General features: G+C 74.0%; 19 protein-coding genes. 5 read left to right on the forward strand and 14 right to left on the reverse strand.

Annotated elements, in window-relative coordinates:
- Positions 1-8: 8 nt before the first annotated feature.
- On the reverse strand, positions 9-389 hold the full coding sequence (locus tag AC1DWH_RS08375) for a YciI family protein (RefSeq protein ID WP_477093294.1): 381 nt from the start codon (positions 387-389) through the stop codon (positions 9-11).
- A 115-nt stretch (positions 390-504) separates the two neighbouring features.
- On the opposite strand from AC1DWH_RS08375, the gene AC1DWH_RS08380 reads away from it, so the two are divergent.
- Entirely contained in the window at positions 505-1,899 is a 1,395-nt protein-coding gene (locus tag AC1DWH_RS08380) for an amidohydrolase family protein (protein ID WP_477093295.1), read from the forward strand.
- 5 nt (positions 1,900-1,904) lie between these two features.
- Here the strand turns inward: AC1DWH_RS08380 and AC1DWH_RS08385 are convergent, their stop codons facing one another.
- The gene (locus AC1DWH_RS08385) at positions 1,905-2,432 is read right to left on the reverse strand and encodes a nucleotidyltransferase family protein (protein ID WP_477093296.1); all 528 of its coding nucleotides are present in this window, start codon (positions 2,430-2,432) and stop codon (positions 1,905-1,907) included.
- Between the two features lie 59 nt (positions 2,433-2,491).
- Between AC1DWH_RS08385 and uraD the strand changes: the two genes are divergently transcribed.
- Entirely contained in the window at positions 2,492-2,965 is a 474-nt protein-coding gene (gene uraD / locus AC1DWH_RS08390) for a 2-oxo-4-hydroxy-4-carboxy-5-ureidoimidazoline decarboxylase (protein ID WP_477093297.1), read from the forward strand.
- Positions 2,962-3,294, forward strand: coding sequence for a hydroxyisourate hydrolase (uraH, locus tag AC1DWH_RS08395; protein WP_477093298.1), 333 nt, complete (start codon positions 2,962-2,964; stop codon positions 3,292-3,294). Before uraD ends, uraH begins: the two co-directional genes overlap by 4 nt.
- 5 nt (positions 3,295-3,299) lie before the next feature.
- On the opposite strand, the gene AC1DWH_RS08400 is transcribed toward uraH, so the two are convergent.
- From AC1DWH_RS08400 to AC1DWH_RS08440, 9 genes are all read right to left on the reverse strand, one after another.
- Positions 3,300-3,773, reverse strand: a complete 474-nt coding sequence (locus tag AC1DWH_RS08400) for a nucleoside deaminase (protein WP_477093299.1) — start codon at positions 3,771-3,773, stop codon at positions 3,300-3,302.
- A 36-nt stretch (positions 3,774-3,809) separates the two neighbouring features.
- Complete coding sequence (gene pucL, locus AC1DWH_RS08405) at positions 3,810-4,706, reverse strand: factor-independent urate hydroxylase (RefSeq protein WP_477093300.1); 897 nt, start codon at positions 4,704-4,706, stop codon at positions 3,810-3,812.
- A 40-nt stretch (positions 4,707-4,746) separates the two neighbouring features.
- A complete protein-coding gene (locus AC1DWH_RS08410) occupies positions 4,747-5,469 on the reverse strand; it encodes a pyridoxine/pyridoxamine 5'-phosphate oxidase (protein WP_477093301.1) in 723 nt (240 codons plus the stop codon).
- Between the two features lie 7 nt (positions 5,470-5,476).
- Positions 5,477-6,265, reverse strand: a complete 789-nt coding sequence (locus AC1DWH_RS08415) for a creatininase family protein (protein ID WP_477093302.1) — start codon at positions 6,263-6,265, stop codon at positions 5,477-5,479.
- A complete protein-coding gene (locus AC1DWH_RS08420) occupies positions 6,262-7,587 on the reverse strand; it encodes an FAD-binding oxidoreductase (protein WP_477093303.1) in 1,326 nt (441 codons plus the stop codon). Before AC1DWH_RS08420 ends, AC1DWH_RS08415 begins: the two co-directional genes overlap by 4 nt.
- Positions 7,588-7,653: 66 nt before the next feature.
- Positions 7,654-8,829, reverse strand: coding sequence for an ABC transporter substrate-binding protein (locus AC1DWH_RS08425; RefSeq protein ID WP_456844262.1), 1,176 nt, complete (start codon positions 8,827-8,829; stop codon positions 7,654-7,656).
- Positions 8,830-8,916: 87 nt separating this feature from the next.
- Entirely contained in the window at positions 8,917-9,759 is an 843-nt protein-coding gene (locus AC1DWH_RS08430) for an ABC transporter permease (protein WP_456844263.1), read from the reverse strand.
- A complete protein-coding gene (locus tag AC1DWH_RS08435; protein WP_456844264.1) occupies positions 9,759-10,538 on the reverse strand; it encodes an ABC transporter ATP-binding protein in 780 nt (259 codons plus the stop codon). The genes AC1DWH_RS08430 and AC1DWH_RS08435 overlap by 1 nt, the downstream gene beginning before the upstream one ends.
- A gap of 2 nt (positions 10,539-10,540) precedes the next feature.
- On the reverse strand, positions 10,541-11,791 hold the full coding sequence (locus AC1DWH_RS08440) for an amidohydrolase family protein (protein WP_477093304.1): 1,251 nt from the start codon (positions 11,789-11,791) through the stop codon (positions 10,541-10,543).
- 213 nt (positions 11,792-12,004) lie between these two features.
- On the opposite strand from AC1DWH_RS08440, the gene AC1DWH_RS08445 reads away from it, so the two are divergent.
- Positions 12,005-12,943, forward strand: a complete 939-nt coding sequence (locus AC1DWH_RS08445) for a PDR/VanB family oxidoreductase (RefSeq protein WP_477093305.1) — start codon at positions 12,005-12,007, stop codon at positions 12,941-12,943.
- Positions 12,944-12,947: 4 nt separating this feature from the next.
- Here the strand turns inward: AC1DWH_RS08445 and AC1DWH_RS08450 are convergent, their stop codons facing one another.
- The gene (locus AC1DWH_RS08450; RefSeq protein WP_477093306.1) at positions 12,948-14,216 is read right to left on the reverse strand and encodes an amidohydrolase family protein; all 1,269 of its coding nucleotides are present in this window, start codon (positions 14,214-14,216) and stop codon (positions 12,948-12,950) included.
- 41 nt (positions 14,217-14,257) lie between these two features.
- Between AC1DWH_RS08450 and AC1DWH_RS08455 the strand changes: the two genes are divergently transcribed.
- A complete protein-coding gene (locus tag AC1DWH_RS08455) occupies positions 14,258-15,265 on the forward strand; it encodes an XdhC family protein (RefSeq protein WP_477093307.1) in 1,008 nt (335 codons plus the stop codon).
- A gap of 100 nt (positions 15,266-15,365) precedes the next feature.
- On the opposite strand, the gene AC1DWH_RS08460 is transcribed toward AC1DWH_RS08455, so the two are convergent.
- Both AC1DWH_RS08460 and AC1DWH_RS08465 read right to left on the reverse strand, forming a co-directional pair.
- Positions 15,366-18,077 (reverse strand): molybdopterin-dependent oxidoreductase, encoded by a 2,712-nt coding sequence (locus AC1DWH_RS08460; protein WP_477093308.1) that lies wholly within the window; start codon positions 18,075-18,077, stop codon positions 15,366-15,368.
- Positions 18,074-18,874, reverse strand: a complete 801-nt coding sequence (locus AC1DWH_RS08465; protein WP_477093309.1) for an FAD binding domain-containing protein — start codon at positions 18,872-18,874, stop codon at positions 18,074-18,076. The genes AC1DWH_RS08460 and AC1DWH_RS08465 overlap by 4 nt, the downstream gene beginning before the upstream one ends.
- Positions 18,875-18,917: the final 43 nt, after the last annotated feature.

Here is an 18,917-nt window from a genome sequence, read left to right on the forward strand (position 1 = left end):
GCCCGGCGTCACCCCCACACGTAGGCGGGGCGCAGCTCGGCAGGGCTGCCCGGACCCGCGAACTGCGCCGCGATCTCCTCGGCCCGCTCGCGCGAGGCCACGTTGATGAGGAAGAAGCCGGCCAGCTGCTCCTGGAGCTCCGCGAAAGGTCCCTCGCTGGCCAGCGACGCTCCGCTGCGCCAGTGGTAGACGGTCGAGTCCGTGGGGGCGGCGAGCGCCTCGCCCATGACGAGCTCGCCCGACGCCGACAGGTCCGTGAGCAGGGCGTCGAACGACTTGTCCATCACGGCCATCTCGTCGGCGGGGACGGCGCGGCCCTCGTCGGTGAACAGCGAGGTGGGGTGGCCCCAGGGCTGGGGGTTGGCGTGGATGAGGATCACGTACTTCACGGCGGTTCTCCTTGATCGTCGAGAGCTGACGTCCCCATGACGAAGTCGACCACGTGAACTCGACACGCGACATCCCGGCAACCTCGTCGTCATCTGCACCGTGAACGATGCCGCCATGCGACTCCTCGTGCACGACGCCCTGCTGATCCCCGTCGCCCCCGGCGGACCCGACTGGTACCTGGGGTGGTTCCTGGTGGGCGACGACGGGCGGATCGCGTCGATGGGGCAGGGAGCTCCGGACGCGTCCCTGCTGGTCAGCGGCGTGCCGACGCTCGACGCCGGGGGCGCGATGGTCGCGCCCGGGTTCGTCTCCGCGCACTCGCACCTGTTCACGTCGGGCATGCGCGGGATCTCGCCGGGCTCGACGCTCTACCCCTGGGTGCTGTCGATGGTCGAAGTCATGGACAAGTGCTCGCCCGACGACGTCTACTGGTCGACCCTGCACGGCGCCCTCGACTTCCTGGCCAACGGCGTGACCAGCGCGTACAACTTCACGCACTCGCGGGTGACCTGGCGCTACGACCCCGTGTCGGCCTCGCCCGCGCTCGGCCGCGTGGCGCCCGTGGAGTTCGTGACCCGGCAGCTCGACGCGGTCGCCGACGCCGGGCTGCGGGTGGTCAACGCGATCCGGCTCGACGACGAGGCCGGCCCGGAGGCCGAGATGCTCGGGGTGTTCGGGGACATGGTGCGCGAGTCGTCGTTGCGGACCCCGGCCGACCAGCACCTCGGGGCGTCCGTGATGGGGGCCGTGCAGTGGGCGTCGACCCCGCGGTCGGCCGAGCTGGAGGTCGCGGTCATGCGCGAGCACGGCATCACCAACCAGGCGCACTTCGTCGAGACGGCGCAGGGCATCGAGACGCAGCGGGAGAAGTTCGACTGGTACCGGTCCGCCGGGGCGCTCGGGCCCGACTTCCTGTTCGGGCACTTCGTGCACCCGACGGACGTCATGGTGGACGTCGCCGCCGCCACCGGGTGCGGGGTGGTGTGGCAGGCGACGTCGAACGGGCGGCTGGGGTCCGGGTTCGCGGACGTGGTGCGGCTGCGCGAGGCCGGGATCCGTGTGGGCCTCGGGCTGGACGACCAGTCGTGCACGGACATCTCCGACCCGTGGGGCAACATGCGGATCGGGCTCTACACGACGCGGGCCCTGCACACGGACGCCTCCGTGCTGATGCCGGCGGACGTGCTGCGCATGCACACCCTCGGCGCGGCGGAGGTGCTCGGGGTCGAGGACCGGATCGGCTCGCTCGAGGTGGGCAAGCTCGCCGACTTCCTGCTGGTCGACCACCGGGCGCCCGACACCGGTCCCGTCTGGGACGTGCTCGCCACGTACGTCATGGCGTGCGGGCTGCGGAACCTCTCGCAGGTCTACGTCGGCGGGGTGCTCGTGTCGGAGGGCGGTCGCTCGACGTCCGCGCTCGCGGCGGCCGCGCCCGGGGAGCTGCGGACGCGGATCACCGCTGCGGCCGCGCGGTGGGGAGTGGCGCTGCCGCTGGCGGAGCTCGAGTGACCCGCTCAGGTGTCCCGGTCGAGGCCGTCGTGCAGGTCGCCGCACTCGACCTCGGTCACGCCGTGCGCGGCGAGGTACGGGCGGGCGCCCCGGTCGCCGTGGAGGGCGCTGCCCAGGGGCTGCCAGTGTTCCTTCGCGACGAGCACCGGGTGGCCCGGGCGGCCGTCGTAGACCGCCTGCCTCAGGGGTCCGTCCGCGTCGAGCAGGCGGTGGACCACGCTGACGGGCGTGCCCGGCAGGTCGACCAGCGTGATCAGGGCGGCGTCGCCCGTCGCGTGGGCGAGGCCCGTGCGCAGGGACTCGCCGATGCCGTCGGCCCACCGCTCAGCGACGACCGGGACGACTCGCGGGCCGTCGGGCAGCAGGGCGCGGGCCTCGTCGGCAGCCGCGCCCAGGACCACGACCACGCGCGCGCAGCCTGCGGCCAGGAGCAGGTCGACGGCCTCGGTGAGCCAGCCGGGCACCAGCGCCTTCGGCCCGCCGCGACGGCGTCCGGCGCCGGCGGCGAGGACGATCCCGGTGGTGGGGTGCACGCCTGTACCGTGCCACAAGCCCTCGTGGGCTCCGGCGCTCCGACGACGAAGGTGGCGTGATGATCTCCGACGACGCCGAGACGCGCTCGCGGCTCGCGACGGCCCTGCACGTGGCCCGCTGGGTCGACGAGGTCGCGGCCGGCTGCCCCTACCCGTCCGTCGACTCGCTGATCGGGGTCGCGGACCTCGCGGCCCGGTCGCTGACGGCCGCGGAGGTCGACGAGGCACTCTCCGCCCACCCGCGGATCGGCGAGAAGGCCGGCGGCCTGAGCCGGTCCGAGCAGGCGGCGTCGACCACCGACGACCCGGCCCTGGTCGAGGCCATGGCGGCGGGGAACCGGGCCTACGAGGATCGCTTCGGCCGCATCTTCCTCATCCGCGCCGCCGGCCGCACCCGGCCCGAGATCCTGGAGTCGCTCCAGCGCCGGCTCTCGGCGTCCGACGACGCCGAGCTCGCCGAGGTGGCCGACCAGCTCCGCCAGATCGCGCTGCTGCGCCTGCGCACCCTGTTCGCTCCCGAGGAGTCCGCATGAGCCAGCTGACCACGCACGTGCTCGACACCGCCCTCGGGCGGCCCGCCGCCGGGGTGCCGGTCGAGCTGGCCGCGCTCGTCGACGGTGCGTGGGTCCCCGTCGACTCGGGGGTGACCGACGCCGACGGTCGCGCCAGGACCCTCGGGCCGGAGGCCGTCCAGCCCGGGCGCTACCGGTTCACCTTCGACACCGCCGCGTACTTCGCGTCGACCGGGCAGGTCGCGTTCCACCCCGAGGTCGTCGTGGTGTTCGAGGTCGTGGACGCGAGCCACTACCACGTGCCGCTGCTGCTGAGCCCGTTCGCGTACTCGACGTACCGGGGGAGCTAGGGCGGTCAGTACTCCACCTTGGCCGGGCGGGCGAGCCACGCGTCCATGGGGGCCGAGGCCATCGGGACGCGGTGGGCGAGGACCGGCATCGGCCAGGTGTCGCGGTCGGCGGCGAAGAGCTCGTAGAAGGCTCGGTCGTCGAAGCCCGCGCGGGCGGCGTCGTGCCGGTCGGCGGCGAAGACCACGCGGTCGGCCCTCGACCAGAGGCAGGCGGCGAGGCACAGCGGGCACGGCTCGCAGGAGCTGTAGACCGTGGCCCCCTCGAGCGAGAAGCTCTCGATGGCGCGGCACGCCGCGCGGATCGCCTGGACCTCCGCGTGGGCCGTGGGGTCGTTGTCGCGGGTGACCCGGTTCTGGCCGACCCCGATCACGGCGCCGTCCCGGACCACGACGGCGCCGAACGGCCCACCGCCGTCGGCCACGTTGGCGGTGGCGAGCGCCACCGCCTGGGACAGCCAGCTCTCGTCGTCAGGCGTCATGGGTCGTCTCCGGGGCGGCAGGGGTCAGGAGCGGGGTCACGGTGTGCCCACCGACCGGGTCCACGCGGCGTCCGCGAGGGGCGCCCCGTCGCGGACGATCACAGCCTCGATCAGGCCGTAGGGGCGGTCGGCCGCGAAGAAGACCTCGCCGGGGTTCTCCAGGCCGAAGGGGCGCAGGTCCGCCAGGAAGTGGTGCTTGTTGGGGGCGGCGAACCGGATCTCGACGACCTCGGGTACCGCGTCGAGGACGGCGACGCCCATGTGCCAGAGCGTCTGCTGCAGGGCGAGCGAGTGCAGGGTGGCGAACGTCGACAGCATCGCCGCGCGGACCGCCGCGTAGGTCCGGTCGTAGTCGAGCTCGGCGCCGGGGGCGTAGCGCCACTGGGCGACGAGCGAGGTCGCCAGGACGCGGTCGGTGGCCTCCGCCAGGGTCGTGTACTCGTTCGTGAAGAAGCCGCGGAACTCCGAGCCGGTCGACTTCAGGACGGTGAGGTCCCTGAGTCCGGCGATGACCGTCGTGCCCGACTCGTCGGCGGTCACGGACGCGGTCCGGACCTCCTGGCCGCTGCGGACCCAGGTGTGGTCGTGCTCGACGCCGTCGACCACGGCACGGACCCACGCGTACTCATGCACGTCCACCCGGGCGCCGGCCACCGGGGGGACGTCGTCGACGAAGTGCCTGGCCAGGAGCGTGGCGAACGCCTCGGGCGACGCGACGCCGTGCTCCTTGGCATAGGCGAACGCCATGTTCTTCTGGGTGTCGGTCGGCAGCACCGCGGACTGGTCGCCGTCGAGGTAGGCCGCCTCGAAGTCGCCGCGCAGCGCGGTCGAGACGTTGAGGTCCCGGATCTCGTGGCGGGGCGAGTCCCGCACGATGCGGACCACGCGCGTCTCGGCCTTGCCGTACTGGTGGGCGTGCAGCCGGGCCGTCATGCGCGACGTGCCCCTCGGTGGTGTGCCATGCGCGTTCCTCTCATCCGGGCAGCTCGCTGACGGACCATTCGCCGTCGGTGAGCCGGTACTCGCGGCGGTGGCTGACGGACGTGGGGTCGCCCGTCCAGAAAGTGAGGGTGGTCGGCCGGACCAGGAAGCCGACCCACGACGCGGGAGGCTCGAGCACGGGGTGCTCCGCGGCGAACGACTCCCACGTGTCCCGGCGCTCGGACGGCGACTGGTCGGCGACCTCCTGCGTGTTCACCCACGCGAGCTGCTGGAGGTAGCGGGACCGTCGGGCGTACGCGCGGTCGGTCTCCGTGCGGTCGGCCGGTTCGGCGACCCCGCGGACCACCAGCTGCCGCAGCGGGTCGTCCCAGCGGGCGACGAGCGCGACGGTCGGGTGCGAGGTCAGCTGGGCGACCTTGCGGGACGCGGCATCGGTGTGGACGTAGACGCCGTCGCGGTCGAACTCGCTGAGCAGAACGGTGCGGGCGTCGGGGAAGCCGTCGGCGTCGACGGTCGCGAGGGTGACCGGCGGGCGGTCGGGGTCGTCGTTCGCAGGCAGCCAGCCGGTGAGCAGCGCGACGAGCTCGTCCGGCAGCGCCGCCGGGCCGAGGTCGTCGAGCGGGACGGCGGGCGGGATCGGGTCCCAGACCGGCGTCTCCGGGTCCCAGAGCGCGGGGTCGGGCTCGATCTCGGTCGACGGTGCCTGCGGGGGTGTCTGCTGCGTCGCGGACGGGAACTCGGGCGTGGTCGTCATCGGGTCATCATGCGCCGGGAGCGGCGTGCGTGAAGGCTGCGATCTCGCCGAGCACGTCGACGGCGCGGCGGACGGAGGCGTCGAAGAGCTGGGCGCCCGCGGCGGCGCTGGCCCCGGTCGGGTCCCCGATCACCCCGTCCGGACCGAAGTCGTTGCTGAGCCAGCCGAACTGCGCGGTCGTGCCGTTGAAGCCGAGGTGGGTCATCGCGCCGATGTGCTCGGGCACGCTGCGCCGGGCCTGCGCCATGTCGACCAGGTCGGGGCGCAGGTGCAGCACGAGGGACGTCTCGCCGTACCCGGCGTGGATGCCCAGGCCGTGCTCGTCGGGCTCGTGCTCGCCGCCGGCGCCCGCGACCTGCACGCCGGCCGGCATGGAGAAGGTCAGCAGGCCGTGCAGGCGGCGGATCTCGCGCAGCGCGACACCCAGCAGCGCCGTGTTGCCGCCGTGGCCGTTGAGGAACACGAGGCGCCGGGCGGGGGTCGCGGCGACCGAGCGGCCGATGTCGACCAGCGTGGACATGAGCGTGTCCCACGAGACCCAGACGGTGCCGGACGCCCAGGAGTGCTCGTCGGACTTCGTGTACGTCAGCGTGGGCAGCTGCCAGACGTCGAGCCCGTCGGCGGCCGCCTGCTCGACCGCGGCGGTGGCGACGCTCTCCGCGATGAGGGCGTCGGTGATCAGCGGCAGGTGCGGGCCGTGGTGCTCCATGGCGCCGGTGGGCACGACGAGGACCGAGTCGGGTCGCAGGACGCGCGCGGTGGCCGGGCCGGACAGCTCGGCGAGGAGGCGGCTCATCGGATGGCTCCCTTGCGCGGACCGGCGTAGCCGGGGTTGAGCTTGCCGGGGTTGAGCAGGCCGTCGGGGTCGGTGGTCCGCGCCAGCTCCAGGGTGCGCTCGACCTCGAAGTCGACGTTCCACTGGTGCGGGTTGTGCACGCCGACCCCCAGGAGCCCGAGCGCGGCGATGACCTCGTCGAGGCGCTCGGGTCCTTCGTAGACGCCCGCGAGCATCCCGATCGGGACGGTGTGCCCGGCCTCGAGGTGCAGGAGCCCGCCCGGGATCGTCGCCTGGACCTCGTCGAGCCGGTCGACCAGCGCGTCGCCGCCGACCTCGAGGTGGATGTACGTGCCGGGGTCCGACTTCTGCAGCCACTCGATGGGGTGGTTGTACGACAGGACGGAGAGCTTGAGGGAGGCCTGCGGCCCGTCGCGGAGGTCCTCCACGGTGCCGCCCGCGGCGGTGACCAGGGCGGTCGCCGCGTCGATCGCGGCCGGGTCGAGGATGGCGCGCAGGCTGGCCCGGCCCTCGGGGATCGCCGGGTCGGGCGGGAGGGCGGCGGCCACGACGGGGTGGTCGGCGGAGACGAGGCGCGGGCGCGGGGTCAGCAGACCGATCTCCCGCAGCACCCGGAAGGCGTCGTGCTGGGAGTCGAAGCTCGCGTAGAACCCGCGCCAGTCCTGCAGGGGCTCGAGGCGCACGGTGACGCGGGCGAGGATCCCGGCGGTGCCGTAGTTGTGCACGTAGGCCTGGGCGTCGTCGCCCTCGACGTGCACGAGCGCCGCGTCGGTGGAGGCGTGCACGACGTCGAGCCCGACGACGAACCCCTGGTGGTTGGCGCCGTGCACGATGGTCCCGGTCCCGCCCGAGCCGCCGGACAGGAACCCACCGACGGTCGACTGCGCGGTCGACGGGTACATCCACAGCTCCTGGCCGGTCTCGCGGACGGCCCCCTCGATCGCGACCATCGTCGCGCCCGCCTCCGCGGTGACCCAGCCGTCGCCGATCTCGACGATCGCGCGGGCACGGGTCAGGTCGAGCACGAGTCCGCCGGGCATGGGGATGGCCTGCCCGTAGTTGCCGGTGCCCTTGCCGCGCGGGGTGACGGGCACCCGGTGCCGGACCGCGGCGGCGACGCACGCCGCGACCTGCGACGCGCTGGTCGGGAAGGCCACGACGTCCGCCAGCCCGAGCGGCAGCAGCTCGAGGATCAGCGGCGACATCGTCGCGCCGTCCACGCTGACCCGCTCGCGCACCCGGTGGTCGGTGCTCACGCCGTCGTCGCCGAGCAGGGCGCGCAGCTCGTCGGCCAGCGCCTCGACGGCCGTCGTCGTCTCCATGGAACGTCCCTTCACGTGCGCGCGAGCGGCGGGCGGGGCCGGAGGACCCCGCCCGCCGCCCTGGGGTCAGAAGCCGATCGACTGGTCGAGGAACTCGTTGGTGAAGAGGTCCTTGGCCACCAGGCCGGCCTTCGGCGGGGCGCCCGCGTCGGTGTAGATCGGGCCGGCGATGTCGATGATCTTCTGGATGCGCGCCTCGTCCATGTCGCCGACGTAGGCGTTGTCACCGTTCGACGCGATGTCGAGCTTCTTCATCTGCTCGACCGCGAAGTCCGCGACGCCCTCGGAGTAGACCCAGCCGTTGTTGTACTGGTCGACCAGGTCGAGGATCAGCGCGTTCGTCGTGCTCGGGTCGTTGATGTAGTCGACGTCCGCCTGCTGCATCACGGGCACGAGCTTCTCGAGGCACGGCGTGAGGTCCTCGAGGTCGCCGGTGCGCACCGACATGGCCTCGGGGTAGAAGGGGAAGCCGGCGTCGTAGATCGTCTCCAGCTTGACGGGCTTGCCCCAGGCCGTGACCTCGTTCTCGTAGATGTACGGCTCGGCGGTGGCGAACCCCTGCTGCGCGTCCTTGCCCTGCGCGGCGACGAAGTTGGCCGGGGTGCCGTCGTAGCTGCCGTCCGTCACCGACGGGTCGAGCACGCCCGAGCCGGTGAGGTAGCTCATGTACGCGGCGCCGTTGAAGTAGCGGATGACGCCGCCCGAGTCCTTGAGCGCGGAGCCGAGGCCCTTGATGTCCGTGACGTCGGGGTACGTCGCCGGGTCCCACATGACCATCATCGGAGACTTGTCGTTCTCGGCGAAGACGGCCGTCGTCGGGAACTTGTCCGAGAGCTGCACGGCCTCGTCGGTGGAGACGTAGCCCAGGGTGATCGACGTGTCCTGGTACATCTGCGCGGACGCCTGCGTGAAGCCGATCGCCGGGCCGCCGGCGCGGACCTCGATCTTGACGCCGGTGGGCTTGCCGCCCGCGACGAGGTCGCCGGTGACGGACTTCTGGTTGGCGTCGACCGTGTACCCGGGGCCGACCAGCTCGTACAGGTGGCCGTGGTCGGCCTCCGGGTTCCAGTCGGTCTGCACGACGACCGTCGAGGGGCAGACGTCGGACAGGTCGACGCCGCCGGCGGCGGCCGTGGCAGCGGTCGTCGCGGAGTCACCGGCGTTGCCGGCACAGGAGGCCAGGGCGGCGGTGGTGAGCAGGATGCCGACGGCCGCGGCAGCCGAGCGGGGAGCAGTGCGCATGGGGGCTCATTTCCGGTGGGGAGGGTGGGGCGGGAGGGTGCAGCGACGGCAGCGGGAAGGGGTGGGGCCGCGGCCGGGGACGGGGGATCAGGTGAAGTCGTACCAACGGCCGACGACGACGCGGCCGAGCCAGCCGAATATGACGAAGACGGCGACGCCGAGCAGCGAGGCGACGAGGATCGCGGCGTAGAGCTGGGGCCCCTGCAGGCGGGACGCGTAGACCTGGATCAGGACGCCGAGGCCGGGGTTGCCGCGCTGGAAGAACTGGTCGCCGACGACGGCGCCGACCACCGCGAGCCCGGCCGACGTGCGCAGGCCGACGAAGATCGACGGCAGCGCGGCGGGGAACTGGAGCTTGCGGAGCATCGTGGTGCGGCTGACGCCCTGCAGCTGGAACAGCTCGCGCTGCTGCTTGGCCACGGACTGCAGGCCGAACAGGGTCATCGACACCATGGGGAACAGCGCGATCAGGATGGTGACGATGACGCGGGCCTGGAAGTTGTAGCCGAACAGGATCCCGATGAGCGGGACCAGCGCCAGGATCGGGATGCACTGGAGCACCACGGCGTACGGGAACAGCGACCGCTCGATCCACGTGGCCTGCGCCATGATCACCGCCCACGCCATGCCGATCACGATCGCGAACGCGAGGCCCGTCATGGCGACCTCGGTGCTGTGCAGCAGCGCGGTGGCCAGGGTCTGAAGCTCCTCGGGGTCGGTGAGGACCTGGAGCACCTGGTGCGGGTACGGGACGAAGTACGGCAGGCCGCGCGAGGCGTAGTAGGCGGCGAGGGCGTACCAGAGGCCGATGAAGCCGATGAAGACGACGACCGGGCCGAGCCAGGTGATGACCGGGCGCTTGCGGCGCGGGGGCGCCTGCGTGGCCTTGCGGGTGGGGGCGGTGACGCCCTCGAGCGTGGTGGTGGCCATCAGCTGTGCGCCTCCTTGAGGGCGTGCGAGACCTCGCCGACGACCGCGGCGAACTCGGGGGAGAACCGGATGTCGGGGTCCCGGGGCATCGGGAACGGGACGTCGAAGGTGCCGACGAGCCGGCCGGGGCGGCCCGACATGACGACGACCTTGGTCGACAGGTAGACGGCCTCCGCCACCGAGTGGGTGATGAACAGGCCGGCGAAGTGCTGCTCGCTGAACAGCTTGAGCAGCTCGTCGTTCAGGCGGCTGCGCGTGATCTCGTCGAGCGCGCCGAACGGCTCGTCGAACAGGAACAGCTCCGGGTCGAGCGTGAACGACCTGGCCAGCGACGCGCGCATCTTCATGCCGCCGGACAGCTGCTTGGGCAGGTGCTTCTCGAACCCGGCCAGCCCGACGAGCTTGATCGCCGTGGCGGCGGCCTCGCGTCGAGCCTTGACGCCGCGGCCCTTGAGCTCGGCCAGCAGCTCGACGTTCCCCTGCACGTCGCGCCAGGGGAGCAGGGTCGCGTCCTGAAACACGTACCCGATGTGGTCGGTGGCCAGCTCGACGACGCCGGCGCTCGCGGTCTCCAGGCCCGACGCGATGCGCAGCAGCGTCGACTTCCCGCAGCCGGAGGGGCCGACGACCGAGACGAACTCTCCCCGGCCGACGGTCAGGTCGACGCCGGACAGCGCCGTGGTCCCGTCGGGGAACGTCATCGCGACGTCGTGGAACCCCAGCAGGGGTCCGGCCGTGTGCGCCGGCGGCGGCGTGCTGGTGGGTGTCGTGAGGGACACGGTCACCTCGCTTCGGGGTAGGAGGTCGTCAGGGAGGCCGGGGCGGCCACCTGCGTGTGGGTCTCGCTCTGCGCGACGAGGCGTCCTTCGTGCAGCACGTAGCGGTCGGCCGTCGCGGTGGCGACGACGCCGACCAGGTCCGAGCCGCGCACCGCGAGCAGCTCGGCGCGGTCGCCCACCTCGACGCCGGCGACCGGCAGGCCCATCACGTCGCGTGCGCCGGTGCTGACGGCGGCGTAGGCCTCGTCGACGGACAGGTGGCCCGCGACGACCAGCAGCATCGCGGTCTCCAGCGCGTCGGACCGGCCCAGCGGGTTGAACGGGTCGCGGACGTTGTCGGCGCCGGCGGCGAACCGCACCCCGGCGTCGACCAGCGCCCGCACGGCGGTGAGCCCGCGGGGCGTCGCGACGTCGGACGCCCAGCCCTGCAGGTACAGGTTGGTGATCGGGTTCGCGATGATCCCGAGGTTCGAGGCCAGCACGTCGGCGATCACCTGGTCGCGGCGCGGCCCGTCCAGGGTGCCCAGCCGGACGCAGTGCCCCGCGCTGACCGGCACGTCCCAGCCCCGGACCGCGCGGGCCAGCACATCGAGCGTGACCTCGCAGTCGAGGCTCTCGTCGGTGTGCATGTCGACGCCCACGCCGTGTGCGCGGGCCACGTCGAGCAGGCGGTGCAGCTCCGCGACCGGGTCGGGCGCGAGGTGCGGCGCGCCGCCCACCAGGTCCACGCCGGCGGCCAGCGCGGCGTCCATGTCCGGCACGGGCGTCAGGTAGCCGCCCAGGGTGACCAGCTCGAGGTCGAGCAGCCCGCGCAGCTCGTCGCGCACCTGGACCAGGGCCCGCACGCCGCGCAGCGGGTCGTCGCCGTGGAGCAGGTCGACGTGGCTGCGGATCGCGGTCGTGCCGTTGGCCAGCATGGTCAGGGCCTGGGCGCGGGCGCGGGTGGCGATGTCCTCGACCGTCATCTGCGCGGAGTGCGCGTGCCAGGAGTCGATCGCCAGCCGCAGGTCGCCCATCGGCGGCCGGATCGCGTCCCACGACAGCGCCTTGTCCAGGTGCGCGTGGGGCTCGGCCGGCGCCGGCAGGAGCAGGAAGCCGTCGAGCTCGAGGGTGGCGTCCGGGTCCCCGCCCGTGAAGGTTCCGCCCGGCACGACCTCGGCGACCCGGGGGCCCTCGAGCCGCACGTCCACCACGCGACCGTCGGCCAGCCGCGCGTGCGTCAGCCGCTCGATGGTGCGGGGCAGAGCCGACATCGCGTCCCTCCGGGCCGAGCGCGCGACTCACCCGGGCGGGTGCGCCGTCGCGGGTGGTGAAGCCATGGCTTCCTCCTCTGCGCACGCTAAGCAGGCTGAGTTACCGACGTGTAACCACAGCGGTCCACCTAGGTCACGTCCTGCCGATCTCTGTTAACACGAGCCTCGTACCCTGACGCTTCGCCCGACTCGGCCGCATACGAGGAGTTGTCCGTGAGCGTCTTCAGCGACATCCAGCGGCCCGTCGTCGTGCGTGCCCGCGCTGAGGTCGCGGACGGGGTCGTCGCCCTCGACCTCGAGCCCGTCAACGGTCGCCCGCTGCCGCCGTGGACCCCGGGCTCGCACATCGACCTGCTGCTGGGCGACGGTGTCGAGCGCCAGTACTCGCTGTGCGGCGACCCGGCCGACCGCGGCACGTACCGCGTCGCGGTGCTGCGGGAGCCCGACGGCCGCGGCGGCTCGGTCGCCGCGCACGCGCTCGCGGTCGGCGACACCCTGCGGCTGCGCGGGCCGCGCAACCACTTCGCGTTCTCCCCGCACGGCCCGACGGTGTTCGTCGCGGGCGGCATCGGGATCACGCCCGTGCTGTCCATGCTGGCCGCGGCCTCGTCGGCCGGCGTCGACTGGACGTTGCACTACGCCGGGCGGTCGCGGACGACCATGGCGTTCGTCGATCAGCTGGTGGCGGACCACCCCGGCCAGGTGCAGGTGTACGCGGCCGACGAGGGACGGCGCCTCGACGTCTCCGCGGTCACCGCCGGACCGGCCGGTCAGGTGTTCTGCTGCGGACCCCGCCGGCTGCTGGAGGCCGTCGAGGCGTCCGCGGAGCCGGGGTGGGCCGTGCACACCGAGCGGTTCGAGGCCCGCGAGTTCGGGCCGCCGGTGTGGAGCCAGCCGTTCGACGTCGAGCTCGCGCTCTCGGGCACCACGCTGACCGTCCCGCCCGGCCGCAGCATCCTCGAGGTCGTCGAGGACAGCGGCGCGGTGGTCGTCTCCTCGTGCCGCGCCGGCACCTGCGGCAGCTGCGAGACCCCCGTGCTCGAGGGGGTGGTCGAGCACCGCGACTCCGTGATCGGACCAGGCGGCAGCGGCACCACGATGATGATCTGCGTCTCGCGTGCCGCCTGCCCGACGCTGGTGCTCGAGCTGTGAGGGCTCAGCGGCCCACGCGGCGCTGCAGCGCGTCCACGACCTCACGCTCGTCGGCGGTCTGCAGCACGAAGTCCCGGACGACCACCCGGCCGCCGACGACGACGTGCCGCGGCCGGCGCCCGGGGGACGCCCACAGCAGCCCGGCCACCTGGTCGGCGACGCCCGCGTCGGCCACCCCGGAGACGTCCCACACGCACAGGTCCGCCGCCGCGCCGGGGCGCAGGTGACCGAGCTCGGGCCGGCCCAGGCCCGCCGCCGAGCCGGCCGTCGCCATGCCCAGCACCTCGCGCGCGGCCAGCGGGCGGCCGACCAGCGGCGCCACCTGCATCGCCAGCCGAGCGTCGGCCAGCAGGTGCCCGGCGTCGTTGCTCCCGCCCCCGCTGGTGCCCAGCCCGACGGGAACGCCGGCGTCGAGCAGCGCCGCCACGGGGGCGATGCCCCAGCCCATCGGGAGGTCGCAGCCGGGCGCGTGGGTGGCGGTCGCGCCGCTCGCGGACACGCGCGCCAGCTCGTCGTCGGTGATCCCGCACAGGTGGGCGAGCGTCACGTCCGGCGCCAGCCAGCCCCACTCGTCGAGCAGGTCGAGCGGGCGACGGCCGTACCGCTGCTCCGCCGCGACGACGTCGACCTGCTCGTTCGCCTGCGTGCGGCGGCGCAGGCCGTGCCGGGCCGCCACCTCGCCCAGCAGGCGGAACGTCTCCGGCCCGTCGCTGTGCACCCCGGCCGGCCCGACGGCCAGCTGGAGCAGGGGGCTCTGCCGCAGGGCGCCGACGATCGCCTCCGCCGACAGGGCCGCGCGCTCGGGGTCGTCGCGGGCGCTCCCACGGACCAGCACCAGCCGGGCGCCGAGACGTTCCGCCGCGTCCACCGTCCCGCGGGCGACCTCGACCGAGGCGGCGACGTCGTCGGGCCAGGTGAGGTGGTGGTCGGCGACCGTCGTGACGCCGCTCAGCAGCGCCTCGGCCAGCCCCGCCGCGGCGGCCGTCCCGGCGAGCTCGCCGTCCACGCCGGCCTCCGCGTACGCGGCGGCCATCGTCGGCAGCCACTGCGCCATGGGCACGCCCCGGGTGCCGGGGAGCGTGCGGAAGGCGGTCTGCAGCAGGTGGTGGTGGGCGTTGACGAGGCCCGGCGTCACCACGCAGCCGTCGACGTCGAGCCGCTGCGCGCCGGGGGCGGGCCGGTCCGTGATCAGGCCGTCGGTGACGTGCACGTCCCCGTCGCGCTCGGTCTGTGCGTCGACGACGACGGCGCGGGCGCCCGTGAGTGTCAGCATGGGGACTTGGTAGCACCGCTACATGTCGGGGAGGTGACCTGATGCTCGATATCGCCGATCGCCTGCTCGCGCGCCTGACCGCGGGCCACCGGGTCGCGGTCGCCACCGTGGTGTCGATGAGCGGCAGCGGACCGACGGTCGTCGGCACGTCCATGGCGGTCGACGACGCCGGCGAGGTCATCGGGAGCGTCGCCGGCGGCTGCGTCGAGGGCGCCCTCCACGAGCTGTGCACCTCGGTGCTGCGCGGCGCGGCCCCGGGCGTCCAGGAGTACGGCGTCACCGACGAGGACGCGTTCGCCGTGGGCCTGACCTGCGGCGGCGTGCTGCGCGTGCACGCCCGCGAGCTCGGACCCGCCGACGTCCCGCCGCTGTCCGCCGCGGCCCGTGGCGCCGACGCCGTCGTGGTGACGCCGCTCGACGGACCCCTGCCTGCCCGACTGCCCCCGCTTCCCGACCGCTCCGGCCTCCTGCGGGTCATGGGTCCCGAGGGCGGCGTCGAGGTGTTCGTGGAGGTCGCGGCGGCACCCCCGCGGATGCTCGTCTACGGCGCGCTCGAGTTCTCCGCCGCGCTCGCGGCCGCCGCCCGCGCCGTCGGGTACCGGGTGACCGTGTGCGACGCCCGCGCGGTGCTGGCCACGCCCCGTCGGCACCCGGGGGCCGACGAAGTGGTCGTCGACTGGCCGGTCCGCCACCTCGGCCTGCAGGTGCTCGGTGCGCGGGACGTCGTCTGCGTCATGGCGCACGACGACCGGTTCGACGCCGACCTCGTGCTGGCCGCGCTCCGCTCCGGCGCCGGGTACGTGGGCGCCATGGGCTCGCGCCGGACCCAGGACCGGCGGGCCGAGGCGCTGCTCGAGCGCGGGGCCCAGCCCGACGAGCTCGCCCGGCTGCACGCGCCGATCGGCCTGGACATCGGCGCCTCGACCCCGGCCGAGACCGCGATCTCGGTCCTGGCAGAGGTCCTCGCGACCCGCGCCACCGCCACGGGCCTCCCGCTGACCACCCTGGCCGGCCCGATCCACCGCCCGCCCCCGCCCCCGTCCGCCTGACGGGCCTCCGGACGGTCCTTCCGCAACGTCCGAGCAAGTAGGGGATGGAACCCGTACTTGCGCGGACGTCCCGGTGGGGATCTCCGGACGTACCCCGGGGTCAGGGGTTGGCTAGGCGCCAGAGGCGGTCGGCGGACATCGGGAGCTCGTGCGGGCGGACGCCCAGGGCGTCGCGGACGGCGTTGGCCAGGGCCGGGGCGACCGGGTTGTACGGGGCCTCGCTCATCGACTTGGCGCCCAGCGGTCCCAGGTCGTCGACGGTCTGCGCGAAGAGGACCTCGGTGCGGGGCAGGTCGACGATCTGCGGCACGTGGTAGCTGCGGAACGAGGCGGTGGTGACGCGGCCCTCGTCGTCGAGCCGCATCTCCTCGTACAGCGCGGACCCGACGGCCTGCCCGGTGCCCCCCTCGACCTGTCCGCGCAGCTGCTCGGGGTGCAGGACGGTGCCGGCGTCGACGGCCTGGATCGAGCGCAGGAGGGTGACCTCGCCGGTCGCGGGGTCGACGGCCACGCGGAAGGCGTGCACGTTGAACGCGACGGACCGCGGGGAGCCGTCGTGGGTGCCGTGGCCGGTCAGCCCGGGTGCGGCGGCGGCGATCTCGGTGAGCGCGACCCCGCCCGCGAAGTCGGCGGTCATGGCAGGCCCGTGCTCGTGGGGCGCGTCGCTCGGGTGCTCGCGCAGCGCGGCGGCCGCGGCGAGGATCTTGCCGCGCAGCTGCAGCGCGGCCCGGTGCAGCGCGAGCCCCGCGACGACCACGCCCGCGGACCCGAAGGCCCCGGTGTCGTACCCGGCGACGTCGGTGTCCGACTGCGCGATCACGATGCGGTCGACGGAGGTCCCCAGCGCCTGGGCGACCAGCTGGCCGTGCACCGTCGTCGTCCCGTTGCCGAACTCGGTGGTGCCGACGCCGACCTCGTAGCGGCCGTCGTCGAGGAGCCGGACCGAGGCCTCGGCGTAGTGCCCGCGCGGGGCGATGGTCGCGATCATCGCCACGGCCATCCCCGAGCCGACGACGGACCCGGCCGGGACGGGGACGGTGTCGAGGGACCGGTCCTCGAGCGCCTGCTGCGCGAGGTCGAGGCACTGGTCCATGCCGTAGGAGTTGATGCCGAGGTCGCTCTCCTCGTGCGGGTCGGTGACCAGCAGGCGGTCGCCGGGGACGACGACGTTGCGGCGCCGCAGGTCGAAGGGGTCGATCCCCACGGACCGCGCGAGGTCGTCCATCGCGGACTCGATCGCGAAGATGATCTGCCCGAGCCCGTACCCCCGGAAGGCCCCCGACGGCAGGGTGTGCGTGTAGACGGACTCGGCGTCCACCCGCTTGTTCGGGCAGCGGTACACGGCCATCGACTCGCTGACGCCGTGGAACATGACGCCCGGCCCGTGGTTCCCATAGGCGCCGGTGTTGTTGAGGACGTCGATGCGCATCGCGGTGAGGACGCCGCCGCCGTCGGCACCCAGCTCGACCTCGACCCGCACGGGGTGCCGGCTGGGCACGACGGTGAACTCGTCGGCCCGCGTCATCTCGTACTGCACGGCGCGGCCGGTGCGCAGGACGGCGAGGGTCACGATGTCCTCGGTGAGCAGCTCCTGCTTGCCGCCGAACCCGCCGCCCACGCGGCCGGTCAGCACGCGCACGCGGTCCTCCGAGAGGCCGAAGACGTGCGCGATCTCCTTGCGCACCAGGTAGGGGACCTGGGTGCTGGTGCGCAGGACGAGGCGGCCGTCCTCGTCGATCCAGCCGCGGGTCGCGTGGGTCTCCAGGGCGGCGTGCGAGACACGGCTGGTCCGGTAGGTGCCCTGCAGGCGGTGGGCCGATGCCGCCAGCGCCCCGGCCACGTCGCCCATCTCGTCGTGCAGCTGCGCGACGACGTTGCGGCCCGGCTCCGAGATCCGCGCCTCCGGCCCCTTGTCGCCGTGCACCAGGGGCGCGCCCGGCCGGCGTGCCTCGGCGGGGTCGACGACGGCCGGCAGCACCTCGTACTCGACCCGCAGCAGGGCCCGCGCCCGCTCGGCCTCGCGCAGCGACTCGGCCACGACGACCGCGACCCGCTGCCCGTGGAACCGCAGCACGGGGTCGAGCACCAGGGTGTCGTCGGGGTCGTCCAGGCGGGACTCGTGCCGGGCGGTCGAGAAGTGGGTCGCGGGGGAGTCCTCGTGCGTCAGGACGGCGAGGACGCCCGGCGCCGCGAGGGCGTCGGCGGCGTCGATCGACACGATCCGGGCATGGGCGTGGGGGCTGCCGAGCACGGCCAGGTGCGCGAGGTCGGTGGCGGGGACGTCGAGCGTGAACGGCTCCCGACCGGCGACGATCCGGCGCGCGGCGGGGGCCCGGACCGACCGGCCCGCGTCCTGGCCGGCGAGCGGGTCGACGGTGTTGCGGCGCCGGGAGATCGCGTCGCAGACGGACCGGTAGCCGGTGCAGCGGCACAGGTTGCCCTTGAGCAGCCGGGCCGTCTCCTCGTCGTCGCCGTCCGTCAGGTCGAGGCCGGCCACGGTGGTGACCAGGCCCGCCGTGCAGAACCCGCACTGGAACGCCGCGGCGTCGACGAACGCCTGCTGGACGGGGTGCGGCTCCTCGACGGTGCCGAGCCCCGCCACCGTGGTGACGGACCGGCCCTCCGCCCGGAACGCGGGGACCAGGCACGAGTGCGTCGGCCGCCCGTCCAGCAGGATCGTGCACGCGCCGCAGTCGCCGGAGTCGCAGCCCTTCTTCACCTCGACGTGCCCGTGCTCGCGCAGCAGCGTCCGCAGCACCTGCCCGGGGGCGGGGTCGGCCTCCACCGGCGCACCGTTGACCTCGAACCTCATGCCAGCTCCTCCCGGACCTGCTCGGCCAGCCGCAGCGTCATGGCCCGGCGCCAGTCCGGTGCGCCGTGCGGGTCGTCGTACCAGTCGTCGACCTGCTCGACCGCGGCGCGCAGCTCGTCGGCCCCCGGGACCTGCGGGAACGCGAGCCGGTACGGGCGTGGGACGCCCGCGGTGAGGGTCACGACGAGCCCGTCGCCCGAGGTGCGGCGGCCGACGACGATCGCGCCCGACCGGCCTTGCCGCGTCAGCGCCGCCCGCCGGAACGCCGCCGGTTCGGCGAGGACCCCGCGGGACACGCTCACCGCGCGCAGCACCTCGCCGGGCGCCAGGGCCGTCGTCCGGACGCCCGTCACGAGGTCGGCCACCGGGAGGCGTCGCTCCCCGCCGTCGGGCGTCCACACCACGGCGGTGGCGTCCAGGGCGACGGCGAGCGTGGTCAGCGCACCCGCGGGCAGCGCGAGGCAGATGTTGCCGCCGACCGTCGCCCAGTCCCAGAGCTTCTCCGACGCCACCAGCGACCGCGCGCACCGCACGACGAGGTGCTGCGACGCCCAGCCGGGCACCGGGGGCTGGTCGACCAGCGCGCGGATGGTGCAGGTCGCGGCGATGGTCAGGCCGTCGTCGGTGACCTCGACCGCGGGCCAGCCCAGCGTCGTGAGGTCGACCAGCTCGGTGGTGTCCGGCTGGGGCTCGGAGAACAGCCACGTGCCCCCGGCCAGGGGCGCGACACCGGGACCGATCGCGAGGTCGGCCCGGTGGTGTGCCGCGCGGATGCGGTCCAGCGAGGTCAGGTCCATGGTCTGCCGAGTGAACCGTACCCACGTGACTGGCGCGTTACGG

The organism is Cellulomonas sp. P2_F12 (assembly GCF_056403775.1).